Source organism: Planctobacterium sp. AWM4_229 (assembly GCF_056160305.1).
Genome location: NZ_JBSWWX010000009.1, coordinates 83983 through 106659, shown reverse-complemented (window position 1 = coordinate 106659; position 22677 = coordinate 83983). Strand labels below are relative to the sequence as shown.

Below are 22677 nucleotides of genomic sequence, written 5' to 3'. Positions count from 1 at the left end.
ATTATGGAAATGAATCAAATCGCTAAATTATTCAAACGCAGCCTCCCTTTAATTGTGACTGCTGGAGTAATTAATGTCACTATGGCTTCAGCCTCTGCGCCTATAGAAAATAGTCAAAGCGCACTAGCAACTAACTCAAAAAAACTGGCACAAGTTGATAAAGCAGAACCTGAAACTGATGCCAAAAGCAAATTTAAGCCTATTGACGAGAAAACGATAGAGCGAATTTTCAAACGCAATAAGTTGATTCCATTGGAGCGGCTTGTTGGTAATACTATCTCTGGTGCATCAGACAGCCCCAGAGATGGGCTATCTGCCACCGGTATGACTGCTGAGTCAATGGTGCAATTTGTTGGAACCTGTGATACGGGTGAATCTACATGTACCAATGCACCAAGCGTTTCCTGTACTAAAGACACTGATTGCCCATCCAGCAATTCTGCGCCAGCAGCCACGGTGACCACCGCTGATGATGTTTCGTCTGCGGGGGCAAGTACCTATGTGGTTAGGGTTACTTATTCGGATTCAGGCGACGTTATTCTGTCATCGTCTGTTGGTACAGATGATATCTCTGTATCACCATCAATGACGTTAGCCTCAACTAACGTTGTTTCGGGAGGTAACACAGCCACAATGGTGGTGGATTATACCTTCACTCCACCTGGCGGAACCTGGGATAAATCAGACAATGCCACCTATACATTATCACTGGGGAGCGGTCCTGTTACCGATGATGCACCACTTGCTGCGACCTCGTTAGCCGGGGGAACACCGGGGTTAACGTTCAGTGTGTCGATACCTAACAGTGCACCCACCGATATTGGGTTGGACAGCACTTCAATCGACGACAGTGCAACGTCTGCCGGAGCTGTGGTGGGTAATCTATCTGTAACTGACTCTGATGGTGGCGATTCGCATACTTACTCACTGGCCACTACGGGTACCACATGTAATGGCACCAATGGCGCAGATAATGGCAATTTTCAGGTAGACAACACTAATGATGATTTAGAGACAGGTGGTTCTGTCTCCGCTGGGAGCTACAGTATCTGTCTCAATGTGAACGATGGTACTGATGATTACCAGGAAGCGTTTACGATCACCGTCAATGACACAACCAATCCTACAGTAAGCAGTTTAAATCCCACTGACGGCAACACGACAGTATCGGCAAGCTCCAACTTCGTGATCACCTTTGATGAAGATGTCGCATTTGGTACCGGGAATATCGTTATTTACGACTCCGGTGACAATGCCGATGTGACTATTGATGCTGCTAGTCCGGGCGCAGAGGCCAGTATTTCTGGCGCAGTGCTTACCATTAATCCGTCTTCTGATTTAACAGAGGACGACAGCTATTACATTCAGATAGCGGCTACTGCCATTGATGATACTACTGGGAACAGCTTTGCCGGGATATCGGATACCACCACCTATAACTTTACCGTGCCCGATGTCACTGCACCCACCAACGATTCAGCCACCAGTGTTAATTCTGAAAATGGCACCTCAATTACTTTGGATGTGGATATCAATGAGGCGGGTACGGTTTATGCTGTAGCGCTTGCCGATGGTGCTAGTGCGCCAAGTTCAGCCCAAGTCAAAGCAGGAACGGATGCATCCGACAGCGCCGCTACTTCTTCTAATAGCAAGGCAGTAACAGCTGCTGCCGATACGCTGGTATTGAGTGGCTTAACCGAAGGTGTGGCTTACGATATTTATGTTGTAGCAGAAGATGACGAGACATCACCGAATTTACAGGCATCTCCTGAAGGTCCGATTAGTCAAACCACTTCTGACGTATCCCCGCCGGTTGTTCAATCTATTACCGAAAGTAGTGCGGATGATGCCACGTCCGTAGACTTTACCGTTACTTTCGATGAAAACGCCAGTAATGTTACCACCGATGATTTCTCAGTGACTAATGTGTCAGGTGATGCCACAGGTACAATTGATAGCATTTCAGGTAGCAATACGACGTATACCGTGACGGTTACCCCTATTGAAGGCGAAGGGACGTTTAGACTAGATTTGGACGCCAGTACCGACATCGTCGATGACTCCGGCAATGGTAACGGGAGTAACGGAAATGTAGCGACTTACACCTCCGGTACTGCTCATACGGTTTCCTTTACCAGTGCTTCAACGACGGCTGCCGGGTTTAATACAGGTGGTACGCCCGCCAATATTAGTCCTTCCTTCACGTTTGATTCCAGTGACGAGACATTAACCATTACTGACGGCTCGCACATGACGGGCTCCACAGCAACTGGTGCAGGGGAAACGACTGCGGATACCATCGTTATCGCGGCTAGCCAGTCTGCAGATTTTACGGCATTAACCTCATTTTCCGGCTTTGAAGCATTAACGCTTAATGACGATGCCTCTGCCACCATGACAGAAAGCGTTCATGATGGCTTTACTGGCGGTATCACCGCGGGAGCAGGTACAGAAACTATTACTCTTAGCACTTCTGACGATAATGATACGGTCACAGGTGATGCGGATATCGAAGCCTATACGTTAAATGATGCGTACACTTTTACCCTTGGGGCGTCGGGACAGGATGTGACAGGTTCAGATGCTGCCAGCCAGACGATTAATATTGGTACATTGACCTTATCTGCCACCAGTGACCTGGATGGTGGTTCAGGCCAATCTGACGTTCTGCAAATGGCCACGGGTTCGTCTATCGCCTCAGCTGGCAGTATCGCCGGTTTTGAGACAGTGGATGTGACTGGTTCTGTCACCATGACCGAAGCGCAGCACGATGGTTTTTCTTCAGGTGTAACTGCCTCTGGAGGCTCTGATCAAATTACTATTAGCTCAGCTGATGGTGATGGAGCTGTAAGCACTGATGCTGACGTTGAAACATATGTTCTTGGCGCTGCACTCTCAGTTACACTTGGCACCGACACCGGTCACCTAGCACAAGATATTACAGGCTCGGGTACTAATGATGACACCATCACCTTGGGGGGCGGTTCATATACGGGTGAATTAAATCCAAATGACGGCACAGACACACTGTCTTTGGTGAATAGTTCTTCCGTAGCTGGCGCAACGTTATCTAACTTTGAAGACCTGACTTTGGCTAGTGGGGCATCTGTTACCATGGCCGCCTCACAACTTTCTGATTTTGATGGAACCATTACAGCTTCCGGCACTGAAAGCGTATCGATAAGTGGAGATAATGATTTTACCACCTTAGGTAATATTGAAAACTGGACAGTAGGTGATGATTCGACTGATACCCGAACAATTACATTAAGTTCAGATGTTACTTCGATTAGCGATTCAAATACGGATGATGTTGTTACGTTCAACATTGGTACCCTGTCAATTACGGGATCCATTAATGGTGAAGATAGCAATGATATTCTGCAAATGGGCAATGGTAGTAGTATTGCTAGTGCCACAATAGACAGCAGTAATATTCTCGATCTGACCATTGATTCCGGTGCTTCAGTCACTATGACTGAAGCACAACACGATGCTTTTACTGGAACCATTACAGCTGCGGGTACAGAACAAATCACCATTAGCTCAGCCACTGATGGCTTTACAGGTAACAGTGCCATAGAGACCTATGTTCTTAGTGTAGCTAACGATATTACCCTTGGTGCGGCAGCACAAAACGTTACTGGCAGCACAGGTGATGATAGCATCGATATTGGGACGTTAACCGCGACGGGCACGCTGAATCCCGGTGATGGCACCGATACACTGAGTATGTCCAATGGTGCCAGTGTGGCCGGTGCTACCACCTCGAATTTTGAAAATCTTACCCTTGCATCAGGCGCGACTGTCACCATGGATGCATCGCAACTGTCAGATTTTGATGGCACTATCACTGCAGCAGGAACAGAGCAAATTACCGTCTCCGGTGATGGCGATATCAGTACGCTGAATAGTAGTGCTATTGAAACTTACAGTGTCCAAGACGACTCCACGAATACCCGAACTATTACCTTGGGTACTAACGATACAGCTACTGATGTATCTGCTACTAGCAGCACTGATGTCATTACCTTTTCCGTACCGGGCATAACCTATACTGGAACCTTAGAAGGCCAAACTACCAATGGAGACCTATTATTATTAGCAGACTCGGCTGATGTTTCTGGGGGAACGCTAACTGACATAGGATCACTATCATTGGCGTCCGGGGCTAGTGTCACTCTGTCTGCTGCCCAATATAATGCACTAAACGATGCCACAATAGTTGCAGCAGGTACTGGCGTAAGCGGTGAGGAGATTACTATCAGTGGGACTGGTGACCTCACTGTAAACTCGACGACTGTAGAAACTTACACTATTGAGGATGATAGTTCTGATTCTCGCACCATAACTGTAGGGTCAGACAACAGCAATACTTTTACTGCGAGTTCAGATTCTGACGCCATTACATTGGATATCGGTACAACTGATTTTAGCGGCTCTTTCACAGCTGATAGTACAGTTGCCAATACTGTAGTGTCTGATGGAACTAATGACATTGCCTCAGCCACGTTATCAGGGTTCACAAATCTGACATTGGACAGTTCAACTTCTAATGATTTGACACTCACTGTCGCTCAATTGAATGCCTTTAGTGGCACCATTGATGGCAGCGCTTCAAGCTCTGATACCTTGACATTGACCGCAACAGGTACGGTGACAGGCGGAAATCTAAGTGGAGTAGAAACCTTCGCGACAGGTAGTGGTGGTAGTATCACCATTACCATCCCAGCAACGGATGTGGATGGTAAAACCTTAACGGCTACAACTTCTGCCAGCGACAGCTTTACGGTAACTGGTTCTACCAGCTCGCAAACCATCAATGGTAGTGCTGGTGGAGATAATTTATCTGGCGGTGATGGTGCTGATACTATTAATGGTAATGCGGGTGCGGACACACTTAACGGTGGCGCAGGTGCAGATACGCTCTCTCCTGGTGCGGGCACCGATTCCATGACGGGCTCTGATGGCAATGATATTTTCTCTGGCTCATCGTCGGATTTAAATGGCGATACTATCGCTGATCTTTCAGAAGGCGACACAGTTAAAATCACTGGCGTTACCAGTCTGACAACGTCGAATGTGCGCTTTAGTGATTCCAATACACTGCAAATCGATACGGATGCCACCGATTTCAGTGCGGTTGAAGTGGCGATTACCTTGTCGGATAGTGCAGGTGGTAATCTTAATATCCTCGCCGTGGCAGATAATGGCAGCGATACCGATATTACCTTTGAGAACGCTAACGACGCACCGGTTTTCTCAGGTCTGGACAATACCCCTGCATTTACTGAGGATGGCTCTGCAGTGGTACTTGACGATAATGTCTCCATTTCAGATACCGAATTGGATGCACTCAATAGCTCAGCTGGTAACTACAGCGGTGCTACCTTAACAATTGCTCGCAATGGCGGCGCTGATGCCGATGATGTGTTTGGCGAAAGTGGCAATCTTTCAGCGCTAACCGCTTCAGGTAGCTTGACTTATAACAGTTTGGTTTATGGTACGGTTACCACAAATGGTAGTGGTACATTGGTACTTACCTTCTCAGATAGCAGCAATATCCCAACGACGGCAATTGTTGCCTCCATCATGCAGGCTATTACCTATAGCAATGGCTCCGATGCACCAGATTCTAGTGTTGTTCTGGATTGGACATTCAATGATGGCACGGCCAATAGTACAGGGACCAACCAGGTAACGGTATCTGTTACGGCAGAAAATGATGCCCCAGTGCTGGATTCCTCTGCGTCACCCACCTTAACGGCCATCGACGAAGATGTTGAAGATAGCAGTAATACTGGTACCGATGTCGCAACTATGGTAACTGACAGTTCCATCACTGATCCTGATGGCTCAGCGGTTGAAGCGATAGCGGTTGTCACTGTGGATAATAGCAATGGTGTTTGGCAGTACAGTACTGACAACGGCACTAGCTGGAATGATTTTTCTGCAACTACTGGACAATCTGTAGACATCGAATCATCTGCTCGATTGTTAGATGGCACCTTGTCGGGAGCCAGCACTCACAAAATCAGATTTACACCGGATGCCGACTACAACGGCACAGCCACCATCACCTATCGCGCATGGGATAAATCTTCTGGAACGGCAGGTTCTACTGCTGATGCTTCTACCAATGGCGATACCACGGCGTTTTCTTCCGTGAGTGATTCAGCCTCAATTACGGTTAATTCAGTGAATGATGACCCGAGTGTGGATACTAATGACGGCGTTACGGTAGAAAGGGGCAGCAGTATCACTATCGGTAGCAGTGCACTGTCTACCAGTGATACAGAAGATGGAGCCAGCGATGTTACCTATACAGTAACCGCAGTGCCTACCGTTGGTGCGTTACAGCTTTCAAGCTCTAGCCTGAGTGCAAATGATACCTTTACACAAGATGATATCAATAATGACCGTGTGCAATATGTGCATGCTGGCGCGGTGAATACCAGCGACACCTTCACTTTTAGTGTCGCCGACCAGAACTCTGGTTCGGTTACCGGGCAAACCTTCAATATAACCGTGCAGGATACCACTGCGCCTACTATTAGTAATGTGAGCATTAACAACACCAGCCATAAGGTCGGTGATACAGTAACCGCAACCATTACGGTAAATTCTGATTCTGATACCTATTCACTGGGTAGTAGTACCGTTGCTGGATATACCTTGGGCAGCCTGAGTAAAACTAACGATACTACGTATACGGCCACCTTTACCGTTTCCGACGGCGGTACCGACTACGCTGCCTCGAGCGATGTGCCAGTGAGTATTGTGTTGACGGATAGTTCAAGTAATAGTAATTCGGCGTTCACCACTGCAATTAGTCAGTCTGGTGATGCCATCTACGCCAATATCCCAGATCTGGTCTTGTCTGCCGATACGACGACTATCTCGGAAGATGGTGGCGTGGCTACCTTAACCGCGTCATTGACTAATAGTTTAAATAACCAATGGCCTGAGGATATTGGCTTCTCCTTCAGTTTCACAGGTACGGCGACGAGTACGACAGATTACACCTCTAGTGCTTCTACAATGACTATAAGCAGCGGCGATTCCAGTGGCACGTTCACGGTGACAGGGGTTGCAGATACCTTGTTTGATGCCGCCAGTGATGAAACTGTGATAGTGACGATTGATTGCCTCATCACGGGGAATGCTAATTATTCCACAGGGGTTACTCAGACGATTACCATTACTGATGCACAATCAGCACCGACAGTTACCTTGAGTGTGGATAACAGCACAATCGATGAAGATGGTGGCACCTCAACCCCGACAATAACTTTGTCAAATGCCACTTATGAAGATGTGACGGTTAATTTTGCATACTCAGGTACTGCTACGGCAGCGGCGAGTGGTGCAGACTACAACAATACGGCCAGTACCTCTGTTACCGTTAGCCAAGGTGATACCAGTGCAGATGCTACAACCATCATTACCTCAGTAGATGATAGCGACAGCGAAGGTGATGAAACGGTTATTATCGACGTAGATAGTGTGAGCGGAGGTAGTGCCTCAGAAAGTACCACTCAGCAAGTTACCGTTACTATCAGTGATGATGATAACACCGCCCCGGTATTCTCAAGCTTGGGTGGAACAGCGGACTTTACCGAAGATGACTCTGCTGTAACGCTGGATAGTGATGTAACCATTACTGACAGTGAGAATGATGCTGAGAATAGTAGTAGCGGTAACTATACTAATTCTACGTTAACCATTGCTCGTAACGGTGGTGCTGATAGCAACGATACATTCGCCGTAGTGTCCGGTAGCCAAATGGCTGTGTCCGGCACTGATATTACCGACAGTATTGGTGATAAATTTGCCAGCTTCTCATCCAGTAGTGGTACGTTAACCGTTACCTTTAGTGGTGATCTTACAACGCCAACAACGGCACTGGTGAATGAAGTACTGCAGAACATTACTTACGAGAATACCTCCGAAGATCCAACTACAAGTGTGCAGCTGGATTGGACTTTCAGTGACAGTCAGCTGTCTAGTAGTGGTTCAAGCGATACAACTACGGTAACTATTACCGCGGTTAATGATGCCCCAACGTTAGATGATAGCCAATCGCCAACCTTGACCACCATCGAGGAAGACGTTGCTGATACGGATAATTCCGGTGATAGCGTGGCATCGATTGTGGTTGATAGCAGTATCGATAATATAGAAGCGGCCCAAACTACCGAATCTATTGTGGTGACTAACGTTGATAACAGCGATGGTGTTTGGCAGTACACGACAGATGGCGGCACTAACTGGAATGATTTCACCAGCACCACCGGCTCATCCGTGGACTTAACCAGCACGACAGCGGCACGCTTGTTATCGTCTTCTTCCACCAATAACAAAATCCGTTTTGTTCCGGATGAAGATGCTAATGGCACTGCTACCATTACATTCAGAGCCTGGGATGAGGCAAGCGGAACTAATGGTTCAACGGCCGATGTCAGCAGTACTGGTGGCGATACGGCGTTCTCAAGCGACACTGATACCGCAAGTATCTCTGTTACCGCAGTGAACGATGCGCCGACCATAGGTACCAATACTGGATTGACTGTGGATGAAGGTGCAACCGGTGTGATTACTACCAGCCTGCTTGCCGATTCTGACCCCGATGATACCGGAACTGAACTCACCTTCACCGTAACTACAGCGGTGACTAACGGTACCTTGTTCCTGGATGCAGATGGTGATGATGCTGCAGATTCAGCTGAAACACTGTCAGCAAATAGCACCTTCACTCAGGCAGACTTGTCCAACGGAGATGTGCAATATACTCATGACGGTGGCGAAACTACCTCTGACGAGTTTATCTTCTCGCTAGCTGATGGTGGCGAAGATAGCGCCTCAGAATTAACCGGTCAGACATTTAGTATCAGTATTACCAGCGTCAACGAAACACCTGTAATCACCTCTACGGAAGTGACTTCAGCTACCGAAGACTCTGCCTATAGCTACACTATTACAGCAACTGATGTGGATGCTGGTGATAGTCTGACGTACGCTGCACCGACATTACCTTCTTGGTTATCTTTCGACTCTTCGTCTGGCGTTCTGTCTGGGACTCCAGAGAATGATGACGTTGGAAGCCATAGTGTTGTACTGACCGTAACCGATACAGGCAGCTTATCTGCTACTCAAAGCTTTACCATTACCGTCGCCAATACCAATGATGCGCCTGTGATTAGCTCTACCGCGGTTACCTCGGTCAATGAAGATAGCGCTTATAGTTATACGCTGGTAGCCAGCGATGTTGATGATGGCGACACGATTACGTTGGCCGCCACGACATTACCGGATTGGTTATCTTTCAATAGTTCTAGCGGCGTATTGTCAGGTACACCGGAAAACAGCGATGTGGGTAGTCACTCTGTGGTGTTAACCGCTACGGATACAAGCAGTGCCGTGGATACCCAAAGCTTTACTATCACTGTTGCCAATACCAACGACGCGCCGGTGATATCCGGAACGCCAGCGGCTGAAGTGACGGTGGGTAATGCTTATAGCTTTGTGCCTACAGTAAGTGATGATGATAACGATACGCTTAGCTTCAGCGCTTCTAATCTGCCTTCATTCTTGCGAATTGACAGTGGAAGTGGTGGTCTCGACGGTACACCGACTCGCGATGATGTTGGCACCTATTCAAACATCGTAGTGAGTGTTAATGATGGCACAGTGACAGTTAACCTGGCTGCCTTCACCTTAACCGTCGTCGATTTCAACGAAGCGCCGGTGATAGCACAAGGCGAAAGTACTTCTGTAACAATGAGCGAAGATGGTTCGCCTACAGCCTTTGCATTAACCTTGAGTGCCAGCGATGCCAATGAAGACTCGCTTACCTGGTCTGTGGGTGACGCGTCACTTGGAGTGGTTAGTGTCAGCAATAGTGGTGTAGTCTCTTATGACCCTGAGGCTGATGTGAGCGGAACAGATAACTTCACTGTCACGGTATCGGATGGCAGCCTGACGGACTCCATTGCTGTAACTGTTACTATTGAAGCGGTTAATGATGCCCCAGTTATTTCTGGTACACCGGAAACGTCGGTTTCTATTGGTGATGCTTACAGCTTTGCGCCAACTGCCACTGATGTTGACAGTGATACTCTGACTTTCAGTATCGAAACAACACCTTCTTGGGCGAGCTTTGATAATGCTACAGGTGCGTTAACTGGTACGCCGACAGGCAATGATGTAGGGACCTCTGATGCCATAGTGATCAGTGTCTCTGATGGCGATGCTTCGGCAAGCTTGACGGCCTTTACCATTACTGTGGTTGATCCAAATGTAAACGTCGCACCGACGGTATCTAATGTGGCTGATAGTACCGATGAGGATGTTGCCGTAGAGGTTACTCTTGCCGGTGAGGATGCTAATGGTGATGATCTTACTTACTCAGTGGTTACGGCTCCGGCCAATGGTGAAGTTGTGATCGCAGGTAACATTGCCACCTATACACCTTCGGCCGACTTCAATGGTTCAGATAGCTTTACTTACAGTGCTAATGATGGTTTGTTGAGTGCTGAAGAAGCTGCAACCGTGACTATTGCTATTAGTGCTGTCAATGATGCACCGTCAATCACTGGTGAGCCCGATACCCAAGTGGCATTTGGTTCTGCTTATCTGTTCGAGCCGTTGGCCAGCGATGTTGAGGGAGATGCATTGACCTTCAGCTCAGAAAATCTGCCCTCATGGTTATCGCTCAATGCAGAGACTGGCGTTGTCAGTGGTACACCTGCTGAAGCGGATCTTGGTACCTATGATGACATCATTATCTCGGTATCAGATAGTGACCTCAGTAGTAGCTTGACTGCCTTTAGCATTGAAGTTGTGGATCCGGATGCGAATACTGCCCCTGAGGCCACTGACAGCAATGTCGAAACCAACGAAGATACAGCAGTAACCTTCACGCTGGTGGCCACAGATGCCGATGAGGATACGCTCTCATATACCATCACTCAGACGCCAGCTTCGGGTACCATTGAGCAAGATGGCAGCAGCGTGACTTATACGCCAAATGCTAATGTGAGTGATATTCAGGATAGCTTGAGCTTTACCGTGAATGACGGCGTTGATACCTCAGAAGAAGCGACGGTAACCATCGATATTCTTGCGGTTAATGATGCGCCAGAAATCGAGGGCTCGCCTGCCACTTCAGTGCGCGTGGGAGAAACTTACGAGTTTATTCCGTCTGCGTCTGATATCGAGAACGATACACTGACCTTTACCATAGAGAACCAGCCCCGTTGGAGTAGTTTTGATGGCAACACTGGTGCTTTAACTGGTATGCCTGGCAGTAGTGATGTGGGGACTTACGGTAATATTACTATTACCGTGTCAGACGGTACTGACGAAACGGTGCTGGAAGCGTTCAATATTGATGTGTTGGAGAATGAAGTTCCTGCAATTAGCGGTAACTCGGTAAGTGCCGTAGAAGTGGGACAAAGCTATAGCTTTACGCCACAAGCCACTGACCCGGATGGAGACACACTTACCTTTAGTATTGAAAACCAGCCCGGCTGGACGGCGTTCGACAGTGAAACGGGCACGTTAAGTGGTACTCCACAGGATAGCGATATTGGTACTTATGCTGGGATTGTGATCAGTGTCAGCGATGGTTTTGACAGCGTCTCCTTACCGGCTTTCGATGTTGAAGTTTGTGATGTGTGCGGTAACGTTGCACCAACTATAAGCGGTATTCCGGGCACGGCAGTCACGGAAGGCTCAAGCTACTCCTTCACACCTTCCGCGTCAGACATCAATGGCGATGCCTTGACATTTAGCATTGATAATCAGCCAGGTTGGACTAGCTTCGATAGTACTACGGGCTCATTGACTGGTGTGCCGGGCACGGCGGATGTAGGCACCTTCACAGGTATCGTAATATCTGTCAGTGATGGCGAGCTGAGCGCAAGTCTTGCGGCCTTCAGTATCACTGTGAGTGAGCTAAACGATGCGCCTGTGATCAGCGGTACCCCAGCCAGTTCCGTGTTCCAGAATGATGAGTATTTGTTTACTCCAGTAGCCTCTGATGCCGAAGGCGATACCTTAACCTTTAGCATCAGTAACAAACCTGGTTGGGCCTCCTTTAATAACCGTACAGGTACGCTTCGCGGTACACCTGTCGCAGGCAATGTGGGCAATTATAGTGATATTGTTATCAGTGTCAGCGACGGTAATAGCAGCAGTACTTTGGAAGCATTTAGCATTGAGGTTGTAGCTCGCAACAGTGCGCCGGTGATTTCCGGTTCACCGAGAACAGCCATCACACAGGGAGTGAGCTATAGCTTTACGCCGACTGCTACTGATGCTGATGGGGATAGCTTGAGTTTTAGTGCTTCAGGATTACCAGATTGGTTATCAGTTGATGCTAATACTGGCGCGCTGAGCGGTACGCCGAGCTCTGATGATGTTGGAGTAACTGGCACCATAGTGGTGACGGTAACTGATGGAACTGATAGCGCAAGCCTGACTGGATTCACTATCACAGTAACGGATGCTAATGCCATACCAGCGGCTACTGATAGCAGCGTTACAGTTGATGAGGACAGCAGTATTGCTATAACGCCAGATGTGGTGGATGGTGATGGCGATAACTTAACGTTGATTGTGCTTACCCAACCCGCCAATGGTGACTTGACAGAGACAACTTCAGGCTGGGTTTATACGCCTGATGCAGACTTTAATGGCAGTGACAGTTTCGTCTATCAAGCGAATGACGGCGAAGCCAACTCTGAAAATGCCACGGTCAGCATTACCGTGAACAATATCAACGACCGTCCGGTGGCTGTTGCCGATACCTTCAATGTCGATCAAAACGGTGAGGGTATTTATGTACTGGATGTACTTGCCAATGATACCGATGCAGATATTGCAACAGCGGGTGATGTGTTGACCTTACAAGGCGTAGATCCGGATATCGGTGTAGCCTCTATCGTTAACAATCAGGTTCAGTTTAATCCGGGCGCTAGCTTTATCGGTGATGTTGATTTGGTTTACTCGGTTAGAGACAGTGCCCGTCGTAGTGCGCAAGCGCGGGTGAATCTCACCATTAATGGCGTGGCAGGTATCGGACAGCCAGTCCTGACTGTCCCGGCTGATCTCACAGTTGATGCAGAAGGTCTGTTTACAGAGGTGGATCTTGGTGTAGCGAGTGCTACGGACGCAGATGGTAATCCGTTACCAGTATCTTTGGTACGTGGTTCGAGCAACTTCAAGCCGGGCGCTAAAAAAGTGTTCTGGACTACCGAAGACAGCTTTGGTTCCACAACTACCGACTCGCAAATACTGCACGTTAATCCGCTGATTTCACTGAGTAAGGACAAAATCGTGAAAGAAGACAGCACGGTTAATGTGAGAGTAATACTCAACGGTGATGCGCCAGTGTATCCGCTAACTGTGGGCTATACGGTAAGCGGTACTGCTACATCAGGTGTTGATCACGATGCCCAGAGCGGCAGCGTGACCTTTACCAGTGGCCGAGAGCAGATCATTACCTTCAATGTCTTCGCTGATGATGAGGTGGAAAGTGGTGAAACGGTTATCTTTGCCCTCAATAGTGGGCAGAACCTGGGCGCTAACAATGAATCTGTAGTGACTATTTCCGAAGATAATATTGCCCCTGAGATAACGCTCATTGTTCAACAAGGTGGTGATGATAGACTGACCGTTGCACAAGATGAAGGTAATGTTCGTATTATCGGCACTGTTAATGATGCTAATCCTCAAGATACGCTAGAGGTAGAATGGAGCAGTACCGGATTAACGGATTTGAGTAATTCGGATAATAACTTTATTTTCCGTCCATCTGATGTGGCAACTGGTATCTACCAGGTAACCTTATTCGCCAGCGACAATGGTGAGCCAGTGTTGTCTAATACTGCAGATGTATTCATTGAAGTGGTTGAAACACTCGAGGTACTGTCGGACACATTGGATTCAGATGGCGACCTTATTCCGGATGATCAGGAAGGTTATGCCGATGCAGATGGTGATGGTATTCCGGATTATTTGGATGCAATTGACGACTGTAACGTGGTGCCAGAACAAGCTGTCACCCAAGATGAGTTCCTTGTGGAAAGTGAGCCTGGTGTTTGCTTGCGTCAGGGTTCTACCTCAGCCCTGAACAGCTCAGATGGTTTGGAAGTGATCACCGGTACTGATGGTGCTGGGCGCGCGGCCTACAATAGCCGTGGCGAACGCGTTATCTTACAAGCAGAGGGATTACCAGAAGATACTGAGGCCACTAACATTGGCGGCATCTTTGATTTCATTCTGTACGATTTACCTGAAGAAGGGCAAACCGCTTCGGTAGTGCTACCGCAAACCCGTCCGGTACCGGCCAATGCAGTTTATCGTAAATACAGTGTCAGAAATGAGCGCTGGGATGATTTTGTTATCAATGACAACAACCAGATATTCTCAGCTCGCGGCTCTAAAGGCGTATGTCCACCTCCGGGCAGCTCCCGCTGGATTGCAGGTCTGACAGAAGGTCACTGGTGTGTGCAGTTGCAAATTCTGGATGGTGGCATCAATGATGATGATGGCCTGGTGAATGGCGCCGTCTCTGACCCGGGTGGTGTAGCAGTGGTTCTGGCCGGCAATAGTCTACCGGATATTCAGGATGACAGTGCCAGCATGCAGTGGAATACGACTATCGAGATTGATGTACTGGCTAATGACAGTGATGACGATGGTGATTCACTGAGTGTTGAAAGTGTCGATGGTAGCTTTGGTACTGCAGATATCACGGCAACCGATACCATTATGTACACGCCTGACAACGGCTTCGTTGGCACAGAAGTACTTACCTATGCAGTGAGTGACGGAAATGGCGGTACGGGCAGTGCCCAGGTGACTATAACCATTAATGGTAACCGTGCACCGGGGGCCAGAAGTGATAGCGCCAGCACGACAGATGACGTCGCAATCGAAATTGATGTATTAGCGAATGACATCGATATCGATGGTGATGAACTGACAATCCGCTCTGCTAACGTAGACTTTGGTACGGTGAGTATCACGGCAGGTAACACCCTGTTGTATACGCCAATGAGTGGATTCGATGGCTTAGCCACTATTACTTATGTGGTTTCCGATAGCTTCGGTGCCACGGCAACTGCAACGGTATCAGTGGTAGTGGATGGTAATCAGGCGCCTCAGGCTCTGGATGATACCGTCTCTACTGAGTTTGAAACTTCGGTAACTATTGCTGTACTGGATAACGACATGGATATTGATGGCGATGAGTTGTCTGTTGTGAGTGCCAGTGCCAGTTCAGGTAGTGTTGTGGTTAATAGCAACAATACCTTGAGCTTTACACCGGCATCGAACTTCAGCGGCACTGTGACCATCACCTATGTGATAAGCGATGGTGAGCTCACCGATGAAGGGCGAGTGACGGTAACAGTAGCTGCTAAACCAGTGGAAGTGGTTACCGTGAATAATAAGTCCGGTGGTGGTGCCATCAATGCCTTCTGGTTATTGGTATTGCTAATGGTGGCCTGGCGTCGCAAAGTATTAGCTGAGATGGTTAATAGCATGCGTCGTCGTTAACTGAGCAAAAGCAATTTTGAAAAAGGGCACAGAGTGCCCTTTTTTATTGCTCGACGATCACTTTACTAAAGCTATTTTGAATTAAAATATCTATTTTTAATTGAATTATTTAATGGAGGGGGAAATAATTATCAAATGTCAATGCAACAGGACTCATTATGAAATGGCCAAATTTGAAACACTTACACTATCTGGTTACTTTGCATCAGGAGCAGCATTTTAATCGTGCGGCGCAACGCTGTCACGTCAGCCAATCCACATTGAGTACCGCCATTCAAAACCTCGAAGAACAGTTAAGCGGACAGTTGCTGGAACGCGATCACAAAACCTTTATTTTTACTTCCTTTGGCCTCGAGATTGTAGAGCGCAGTAAAGCCCTGTTGCAGCAGGCGGGAGAAATGGTGGACTACGCTACATCGGCTGGCGATTGGCAGGCCGGAAACTTGAAGGTGGGAGTCATTCCGACTATAGCGCCATTTATCTTTGAAGGCTTGATTAATGCTATTGGCTCGGCTTTACCCGCGCTAAATATGCAACTGCAAGAAGATACTACTGACAATTTACTAAAACAACTCAACGATGGTGTGCTGGATTTATTGGTGCTGGCGCTACCCATCGAAACACCGGGTTGCAAGCAACTCATTGTTGGACACGACCCATTCCATCTGGTGGGGCACGAAGATTTCTTAGCGCAACTTCCCAAACCACTGGAAATATCCTCCCTACCCAAAAATAGTGTGTTTTTATTGCAATCAGAACACTGTATGACCGGCCATGCTGTGAGCGCATGTGGGTTGAAACATGCTGAGCAAGTGAGTGCACTGGCGGCTAGCAGTATCCACACTTTGGTTAAGTTAGCTGCTTGTCGCATGGGAGTCACCTTTTTGCCGGGTATGGCGCTGGCTGAAAACATTCTGGCTGATTCTCCATTGGTGGCCCTGGAGCCAGAAGACAAAGCCTTTCGGGAAATTGGTCTGGTGTGGCGCAACGGTACGACTCGTATGCAGCTATTTCGCAAATTCGCGGAAGTGATCGCACCGCTAATGCCAGTGCCAAAGCTCAGTTAACAATCTTTATTTAACCAGGTTTTTATCGCCTATGAAATTTTTTTGTGCGATACACAACTTTTTGCTTTAAGCCTTCGACTTTAATAACCAAGAGCAACACATGATAGCCACAAGCAGTGATTTGCAGTGGTTATCACACGGGACAAACAAGCGTGTTTGAAAAAACGGATGAACAATTAATTCAAAAGGCTTTGCAGGGAAATAAAGGAGCCTGGATGAAGCTGGTTAAGCGTTATGAAAAATCCATCTATAACTACGGCATTCGCATGACCAGCAATAGAGAGGATGCTCTGGATTTAATGCAGGAGATATTCACATCGGTATTCCGAAATTTATCTTCTTATCGAGGAGAGGGCAGTTTTAAAGCCTGGTTATTTCGCATTGCCAGTTACCGCTGTGTCGAGTTTTATCGTCGCAAAAAGCCCACTCAAGCGCTGGATGATAGTCCGGAAATGGTGTGCGAAGCGGCAGCCCCTGATGAGGTTTTGATAGGCAATCGAGACAATCAGCAACTGATCCAGGCAATGGCACAGTTGCCACTGGCACAAAAAGCCGTGGTGGAATTGAAATTTTTTGGTCAGTTTACGTTCGAGGAAATTGCTGAGCAGCTCAATGTTTCCAGTAACACGGTAAAGTCTCGACTTTACAGTGCCCTTGAAAAACTGAAGTCTTTATTAGAGGTGGAATATGTCTGATTTGAATAAAGCAAAACAAGCGCTATTCATGAAATGGACAGAGTCAGAACTGACAGACCATGAGCAACAATTGTTTCAGCAATACTGCATTGATGATGAGGATTTTGCCGACAAGGTATCTGTTCATGGGCGTTTGCAACAAATGTCTGAGCACTATGAAGCAGCAGAAGTGCCGGAGTGGGATCGAAGTACCGGATTTAGTCACTCACAGTCTTCCCCCTGGTGGCAATGGAAAGGTTTGCCGGCCCTGTCTTTTGCTACCTCATTTGCAGCGATTTTACTGGTGACCCTGAAATTAGAGGTTACGGTGCATGATGGCAGTATGACCATTAGTTTCGCCGGTGCAGCTCAGCAAAAACAGATTGAGCAATTAGTTAATGAGCGAATTGCGGAATATGCCGCGTTACAAAATAGCAAGTTTGAAGAACAAGCAGAATTATTACAGAACAATCAAATGCAAATGAACAACCAATTAGCAAGCTATGTATTAGCCACCAGTCGCACTGAACGACGCGAGGATTTTGCTGAGTTAATCAAGCATGTTAACGAGCAAAGGGAAGATGATCAGGTATTTTATGCACGCCAGATAAATCGACTCAAAACCGATTTTAGCGCTAATAGCCGTCAACCCGATTGGTTATCTCAACCTAACGAACAACCCAATTCTGAAAACTAGTGGAGTATCAGAACATGAACAAGTCATTTTTAGTGATCAGCATTATTGCCAGCCTGTCTTTCAGCACTCAGGCAGAAGAAAACCTGAAAGCCGTATATAAAGATGCGCAGATAATGCAAAACATCCTCACTACTTCTTTAAAGCAAAATACTCGTAAGGAAGGTATTCGTTTTCGCAAGATAGAGTCAGGTTACCTGGCCGGGCAGGGGCTGTTGTTTGATGTGTATACCTCATCGTCCCGCAATATGCATTTTAGTTTCGATTTAGGCACCATGGTGCAGAATATTGAAGGCATGGTGGAAGCCTTTGATTTCCCCGCGGCACCTCCTGCGCCCCCAGCTCCGGACTTAGACAGTGATTCTGAAAACTTTGTGTTCTCCTTTGAAGTTGATGAGGACATGGAAGATTACATTGAAGAAGTACAAGAACGCACTCGAGAAGTAATGCGGGAACAGCGTGAGAGACGTCGCGAACTGCAGGAGCGGGAGCGCGATCTCAATTGGGAAGCAAGGGAATATGAGCGACGAGTTCGCGATATGGAATTTGAGATGAGACATGCTGAAAAAGAGCGTAAGAAAGCCTTGGAAAAGGATGTAAAAGAAGTTAAAGCTGAGCTGGAAAAACTGGAAGCCAAGAAAGCCGAATACGCGAAAAAAGCTAAACAACTCGCTGAAGAAGAAGAAAAACGCCAGGCTAAACTTGAAGAGGCGAAAAATCAAATGACAAATCGCTTTCTGGCGGATTTTGAAGCGACAATTGCTGATACTTTGTGTGATTATGGTAGTGGTTTGAAATCGTTACCCGACAATGAAAAAGTCAATTTTGTCTTGAAGGATTTTGTCAGAGACGACAATCGACGCTCCGATAAGGACATAGATAAAATCTATGTGTTTAACCTCAAAGACGTGAAGCAGTGTGTGCAGGAGAAGATTTCTCCGAATGATCTGTTAACCAAAGCGCAAACCTATATGTTTTAAAAGGTTTGAACATTGACAAGGCCGGCATTTGCCGGCCTTTCTGTTTGTCCTGGCACCAGGCCTTAAAAAGAAGCGGTTAATAAGCTGGACGTACTATCCACCAACATAAACTCCTGAGCAATTTCAAAACCGGGTTGTGCCACATAAGGTAATGTGACAACTTCTGTTTGATTTTCTTTCAGTTCATTGTGCAGGCTCAACATCCAGGGAGTGTTCTTTAATAGTTCATCTAAAGACCCATTTTCCAGCATGGAAACCAGGCCTTTGCGCAGTGCTTGGGCGATATCGGGGCGACTTTCGTGCACGACGAAAAACCAAGGGTTTTCGACATTGACAATAAAATCCGAGGTAGTGAGGTCGTTTTCTCCATTAAGACGGGCGACAGGCATAAAAGCCACATCAAATCGCTCTCCCCGCAGCATTGCTGTCAGGTTACTGCCGTGCTTGACTCTGATCACCTTGTAATCACTCTGTTGCAATGGGTTCACAATGCCGTCATCCCTAAACATACCTATTTCAAGGTTTCGCAGTTTGCTAAGGTTTGGTATCGCGTCTCCCTTGCGAGCCACTATACGGTAAGAGTTCATCAGACCCCTGAAAACAGGAATGTTAAGCAGGTGATGATTGGTTTCTGAAACGGCCTTACCTGACTGCCATAGGATGTCTATTTCGCCATCATCAAAAGCGTTTTTTAATCGTTCACCTGAAAGTGATTGCGGATGATGGGTTATTGCTGCATGCAGGTTTTGATCAGCCAATGCTTTGGCAATGAGTTCACTGGCATGGCTGTCTTCTGCACTGTCTTGAAAGGGCAGTGTTATCCTGTTCGCATTGGCAGAGGTACTGAACAACGCAGTGTAAAACAACATTACCAAAAGTTTATTTAAGCGCGACATATCCTTCTCCTTTACATCGTGATTGATGTGATAAACGAATGTTCAGAGACAGCGTTGATTGTTTTTGTTATTGCAGAGTCCTGTCCACAGTTCTGCTAATGCCAGTCTTGGGCCAGATTGGTAACTAAATGATTTCATTAGAAATAAGTATTTAACAGGAAGAAAATGAAGCAAAAAAAGCACAAAACAAAAGCTTTCCAGCACCAAGGAAGTGCAATATACACAACTTTAACAAGTTGTTTTCTTGGGATTAACGCTTGGGGAAGAATGCCACTCTTAATTCGAAAAATGTTCACCAAAGGTTGGCAGTAGAGAGTGTGCAGAGCCAATACTCTGCACCAAAATCAGGAAAGACGGGCGCGAAACTCTTCGTAGGAGAAGGATTTTATGCACTTGAAATTACCATCTTCTTGCAATATGCCAATATGGGGGTGTTGAACGCCATTGAAGAAGGTGGTTTTCACCATTGTGTAATGGATCATATCTTCAAATATCAGCCGGCTACCGGGCTCAAGTGGCTGATCAAAGCTATAGCTGCCAATCACATCACCCGCCAGGCAGGAATTTCCGCCTAGTTTATAAGTGAAGGCCTTCTCACCGGGTTCGCCAGCATTTCTGACTGCCGGGCGATAGGGCATTTCTAACACATCCGGCATGTGTGCTGTCGCTGAGATATCCAGCAACGCGATTTGCCCTTGATTTTTCACGATATCAACCACTTCACAAATCAAAGGACCCGTTTGCCAGGCGACAGCAGAGCCGGGTTCTAAGATCAACTCGACGTCGTATTTTTCCCGAAAAGTTTTCAGGACCGAAATCAAATGCTCAACATCATAACCTTGTTTGGTCATTAAGTGACCGCCACCGAGGTTGATCCATTTAAGGCCGTGTAGCCACTTGCCAAATTTTTCTTCTACCGCCTTTATGGTACGTTCTGTCGCAAAGGAGTCGCACTCACACAGGTTGTGAATGTGGAATCCTTCAATACCACTTAAATCCTGGCCTTCAAGATCGATGGCGCGAATGCCGAGACGAGAGCCAGGTGCACTGGGATCATATAATTCGGTATCCGCTTCCTGATGCTCGGGATTAACGCGAATGCCGGGTGATATGTCGGTATGGTCAAGATCGGCTTTGTAGCGCTGCCACTGGTTCAAACTGTTAAACGAGATGTGATTAACCAGCTGCTTGAGCTCTGCGATGTCTTCGGGTTTATAAGCCGGTGCATAGGCGTGCACTTCTTTACCCATTTCTTCTTTAGCCAGTTTAGCTTCCCAAACAGAACTCGCCGTACAGCCATGTAAGTACCTACCAACCAAATCGAAAGTTGACCACATGCTGAAGCCTTTCAGTGCCAGAATGATTTTGCAACCAGACGCAGCTTGAACGTGTTGCATCAATTCCAGGTTGCGTTTCAATTTAGCTTCTTCACACACATAACTGGGGGAGGGAATGTCAGGCGATAGTAGCGGATCAGTCATCAATTTATTCTCGTTAAAACTAACAGTGGCTAAGCCAAAGCGGGCTGCGTGAGCCCGCTTACTTTATTACTTAGCGAATGGAGAAGCGTCACATTCCATCACATGCCATGGCAGGCCGTGTTTGTTAAGCATCTCCATAAACGGATCTGGGTCAAATTGTTCCATGTTCCAAACGCCGGCTTGCTTCCAGGTGCCATTTAACATTAATGCTGCACCAATCATTGCAGGAACACCTGTCGTGTAAGATACCGCTTGTGCGCCTACCTCTTCATTACACACTGCGTGATCACAGTTGTTATAGATAAAGATGGTTTTCTCTTTGCCATCTTTGATACCTGTAATGTATGTGCCAATACAAGTCATACCGGTGTAGCCTTCAGCGAGTGAGCCTGGGTTAGGTAATACAGCTTTCAGGAACTCTAATGGCACAATTTGCTGCCCCTGGAACTCTACAGGTTCAATTGAGGTCATACCGATGCCTTCCAATACGCGTAAGTGATTCAGGTAGGCGTCGCCAAATGTCATCCAGAAACGAGCGCGTTTTAGCGTCGGGAAGTGTTTAACCAGCGACTCTAGCTCTTCGTGGAACATCAGATAAGAGGCGCGCTCGCCAATGTTTTGATAGTGCAAATCTTCACGTACGCTAAGTGGTTCGGTTTCTTTCCATTCACCATTTTCCCAAAAACGACCGCGCTGAGTGATTTCGCGAATGTTGATTTCCGGATTGAAATTGGTGGCAAAGGCCTGACCGTGATCACCGCCATTACAATCTACGATGTCCAGGTAGTGAATTTCGTCAAAGTAGTGTTTCGCAGCGTAAGCTGTATAAACATTGGTAACGCCCGGATCGAAACCACTGCCCAGCAGCGCCATGATACCGGCTTCTTTAAAGCGATCCTGATATGCCCATTGCCAGGAGTATTCGAATTTTGCCTCGTCTTTAGGCTCGTAGTTAGCAGTATCCAGGTAGTCTGTTTTGGTTTCCAGACAGGCATCCATGATGGGGAGATCCTGGTATGGTAAGGCAAGGTTTACCACCAAATCAGGCTGTATTTGATTGATCAGCGCCGCCACTTGATCTTTGTCATCGGCGTCGACGGCAAATACGGCTTTAACGCGATCTTCACCACATTCTTTTTGCAGCGCTTCACATTTGCTCAGAGTTCGACTGGCCAGATAAATTTCATCAAAATGTTCCGGTAACCTTGCACATTTTTTTACTGTAACGGTACTGACACCGCCGGCACCGATGATTAACACTTTTGACATAATAAAATCCTCAAATTGTTCAGAGCTATGGGACAAAAAGTGCTGCATC

8 protein-coding genes are annotated in these 22677 nt (G+C 47.1%); 5 read left to right on the top strand and 3 right to left on the bottom strand.

The window, feature by feature from the left end; translation table 11 throughout:
- Window positions 1-3 precede the first annotated feature (3 nt).
- From ACXAGP_RS19110 to ACXAGP_RS19090, 5 genes are all read left to right on the top strand, one after another.
- Complete coding sequence (locus ACXAGP_RS19110) at window positions 4-15567, top strand: Ig-like domain-containing protein (protein WP_475263212.1); 15564 nt, start codon at window positions 4-6, stop codon at window positions 15565-15567.
- Window positions 15568-15725: 158 nt separating this feature from the next.
- Complete coding sequence (locus ACXAGP_RS19105; RefSeq protein WP_475263211.1) at window positions 15726-16634, top strand: hydrogen peroxide-inducible genes activator; 909 nt, start codon at window positions 15726-15728, stop codon at window positions 16632-16634.
- Between the two features lie 152 nt (window positions 16635-16786).
- The gene (locus ACXAGP_RS19100; protein WP_475263210.1) at window positions 16787-17329 is read left to right on the top strand and encodes an RNA polymerase sigma factor; all 543 of its coding nucleotides are present in this window, start codon (window positions 16787-16789) and stop codon (window positions 17327-17329) included.
- Entirely contained in the window at window positions 17322-18005 is a 684-nt protein-coding gene (locus ACXAGP_RS19095; protein WP_475263209.1) for a hypothetical protein, read from the top strand. The genes ACXAGP_RS19100 and ACXAGP_RS19095 overlap by 8 nt, the downstream gene beginning before the upstream one ends.
- A 14-nt stretch (window positions 18006-18019) precedes the next feature.
- On the top strand, window positions 18020-18982 hold the full coding sequence (locus tag ACXAGP_RS19090; RefSeq protein ID WP_475263208.1) for a hypothetical protein: 963 nt from the start codon (window positions 18020-18022) through the stop codon (window positions 18980-18982).
- A gap of 62 nt (window positions 18983-19044) precedes the next feature.
- Here the strand turns inward: ACXAGP_RS19090 and ACXAGP_RS19085 are convergent, their stop codons facing one another.
- The 3 genes from ACXAGP_RS19085 to ACXAGP_RS19075 form a co-directional block, all read right to left on the bottom strand.
- Window positions 19045-19878, bottom strand: coding sequence for a type 2 periplasmic-binding domain-containing protein (locus ACXAGP_RS19085; protein ID WP_475263206.1), 834 nt, complete (start codon window positions 19876-19878; stop codon window positions 19045-19047).
- A gap of 344 nt (window positions 19879-20222) precedes the next feature.
- Window positions 20223-21359, bottom strand: a complete 1137-nt coding sequence (nspC, locus tag ACXAGP_RS19080) for a carboxynorspermidine decarboxylase (protein ID WP_475263204.1) — start codon at window positions 21357-21359, stop codon at window positions 20223-20225.
- Between the two features lie 66 nt (window positions 21360-21425).
- Window positions 21426-22676 carry a saccharopine dehydrogenase C-terminal domain-containing protein gene (locus tag ACXAGP_RS19075; protein WP_475263203.1) on the bottom strand — a complete coding sequence of 417 codons (1251 nt, stop codon included), beginning with the start codon at window positions 22674-22676 and terminating at the stop codon, window positions 21426-21428.
- Between the last annotated feature and the right edge of the window lies 1 nt (window position 22677).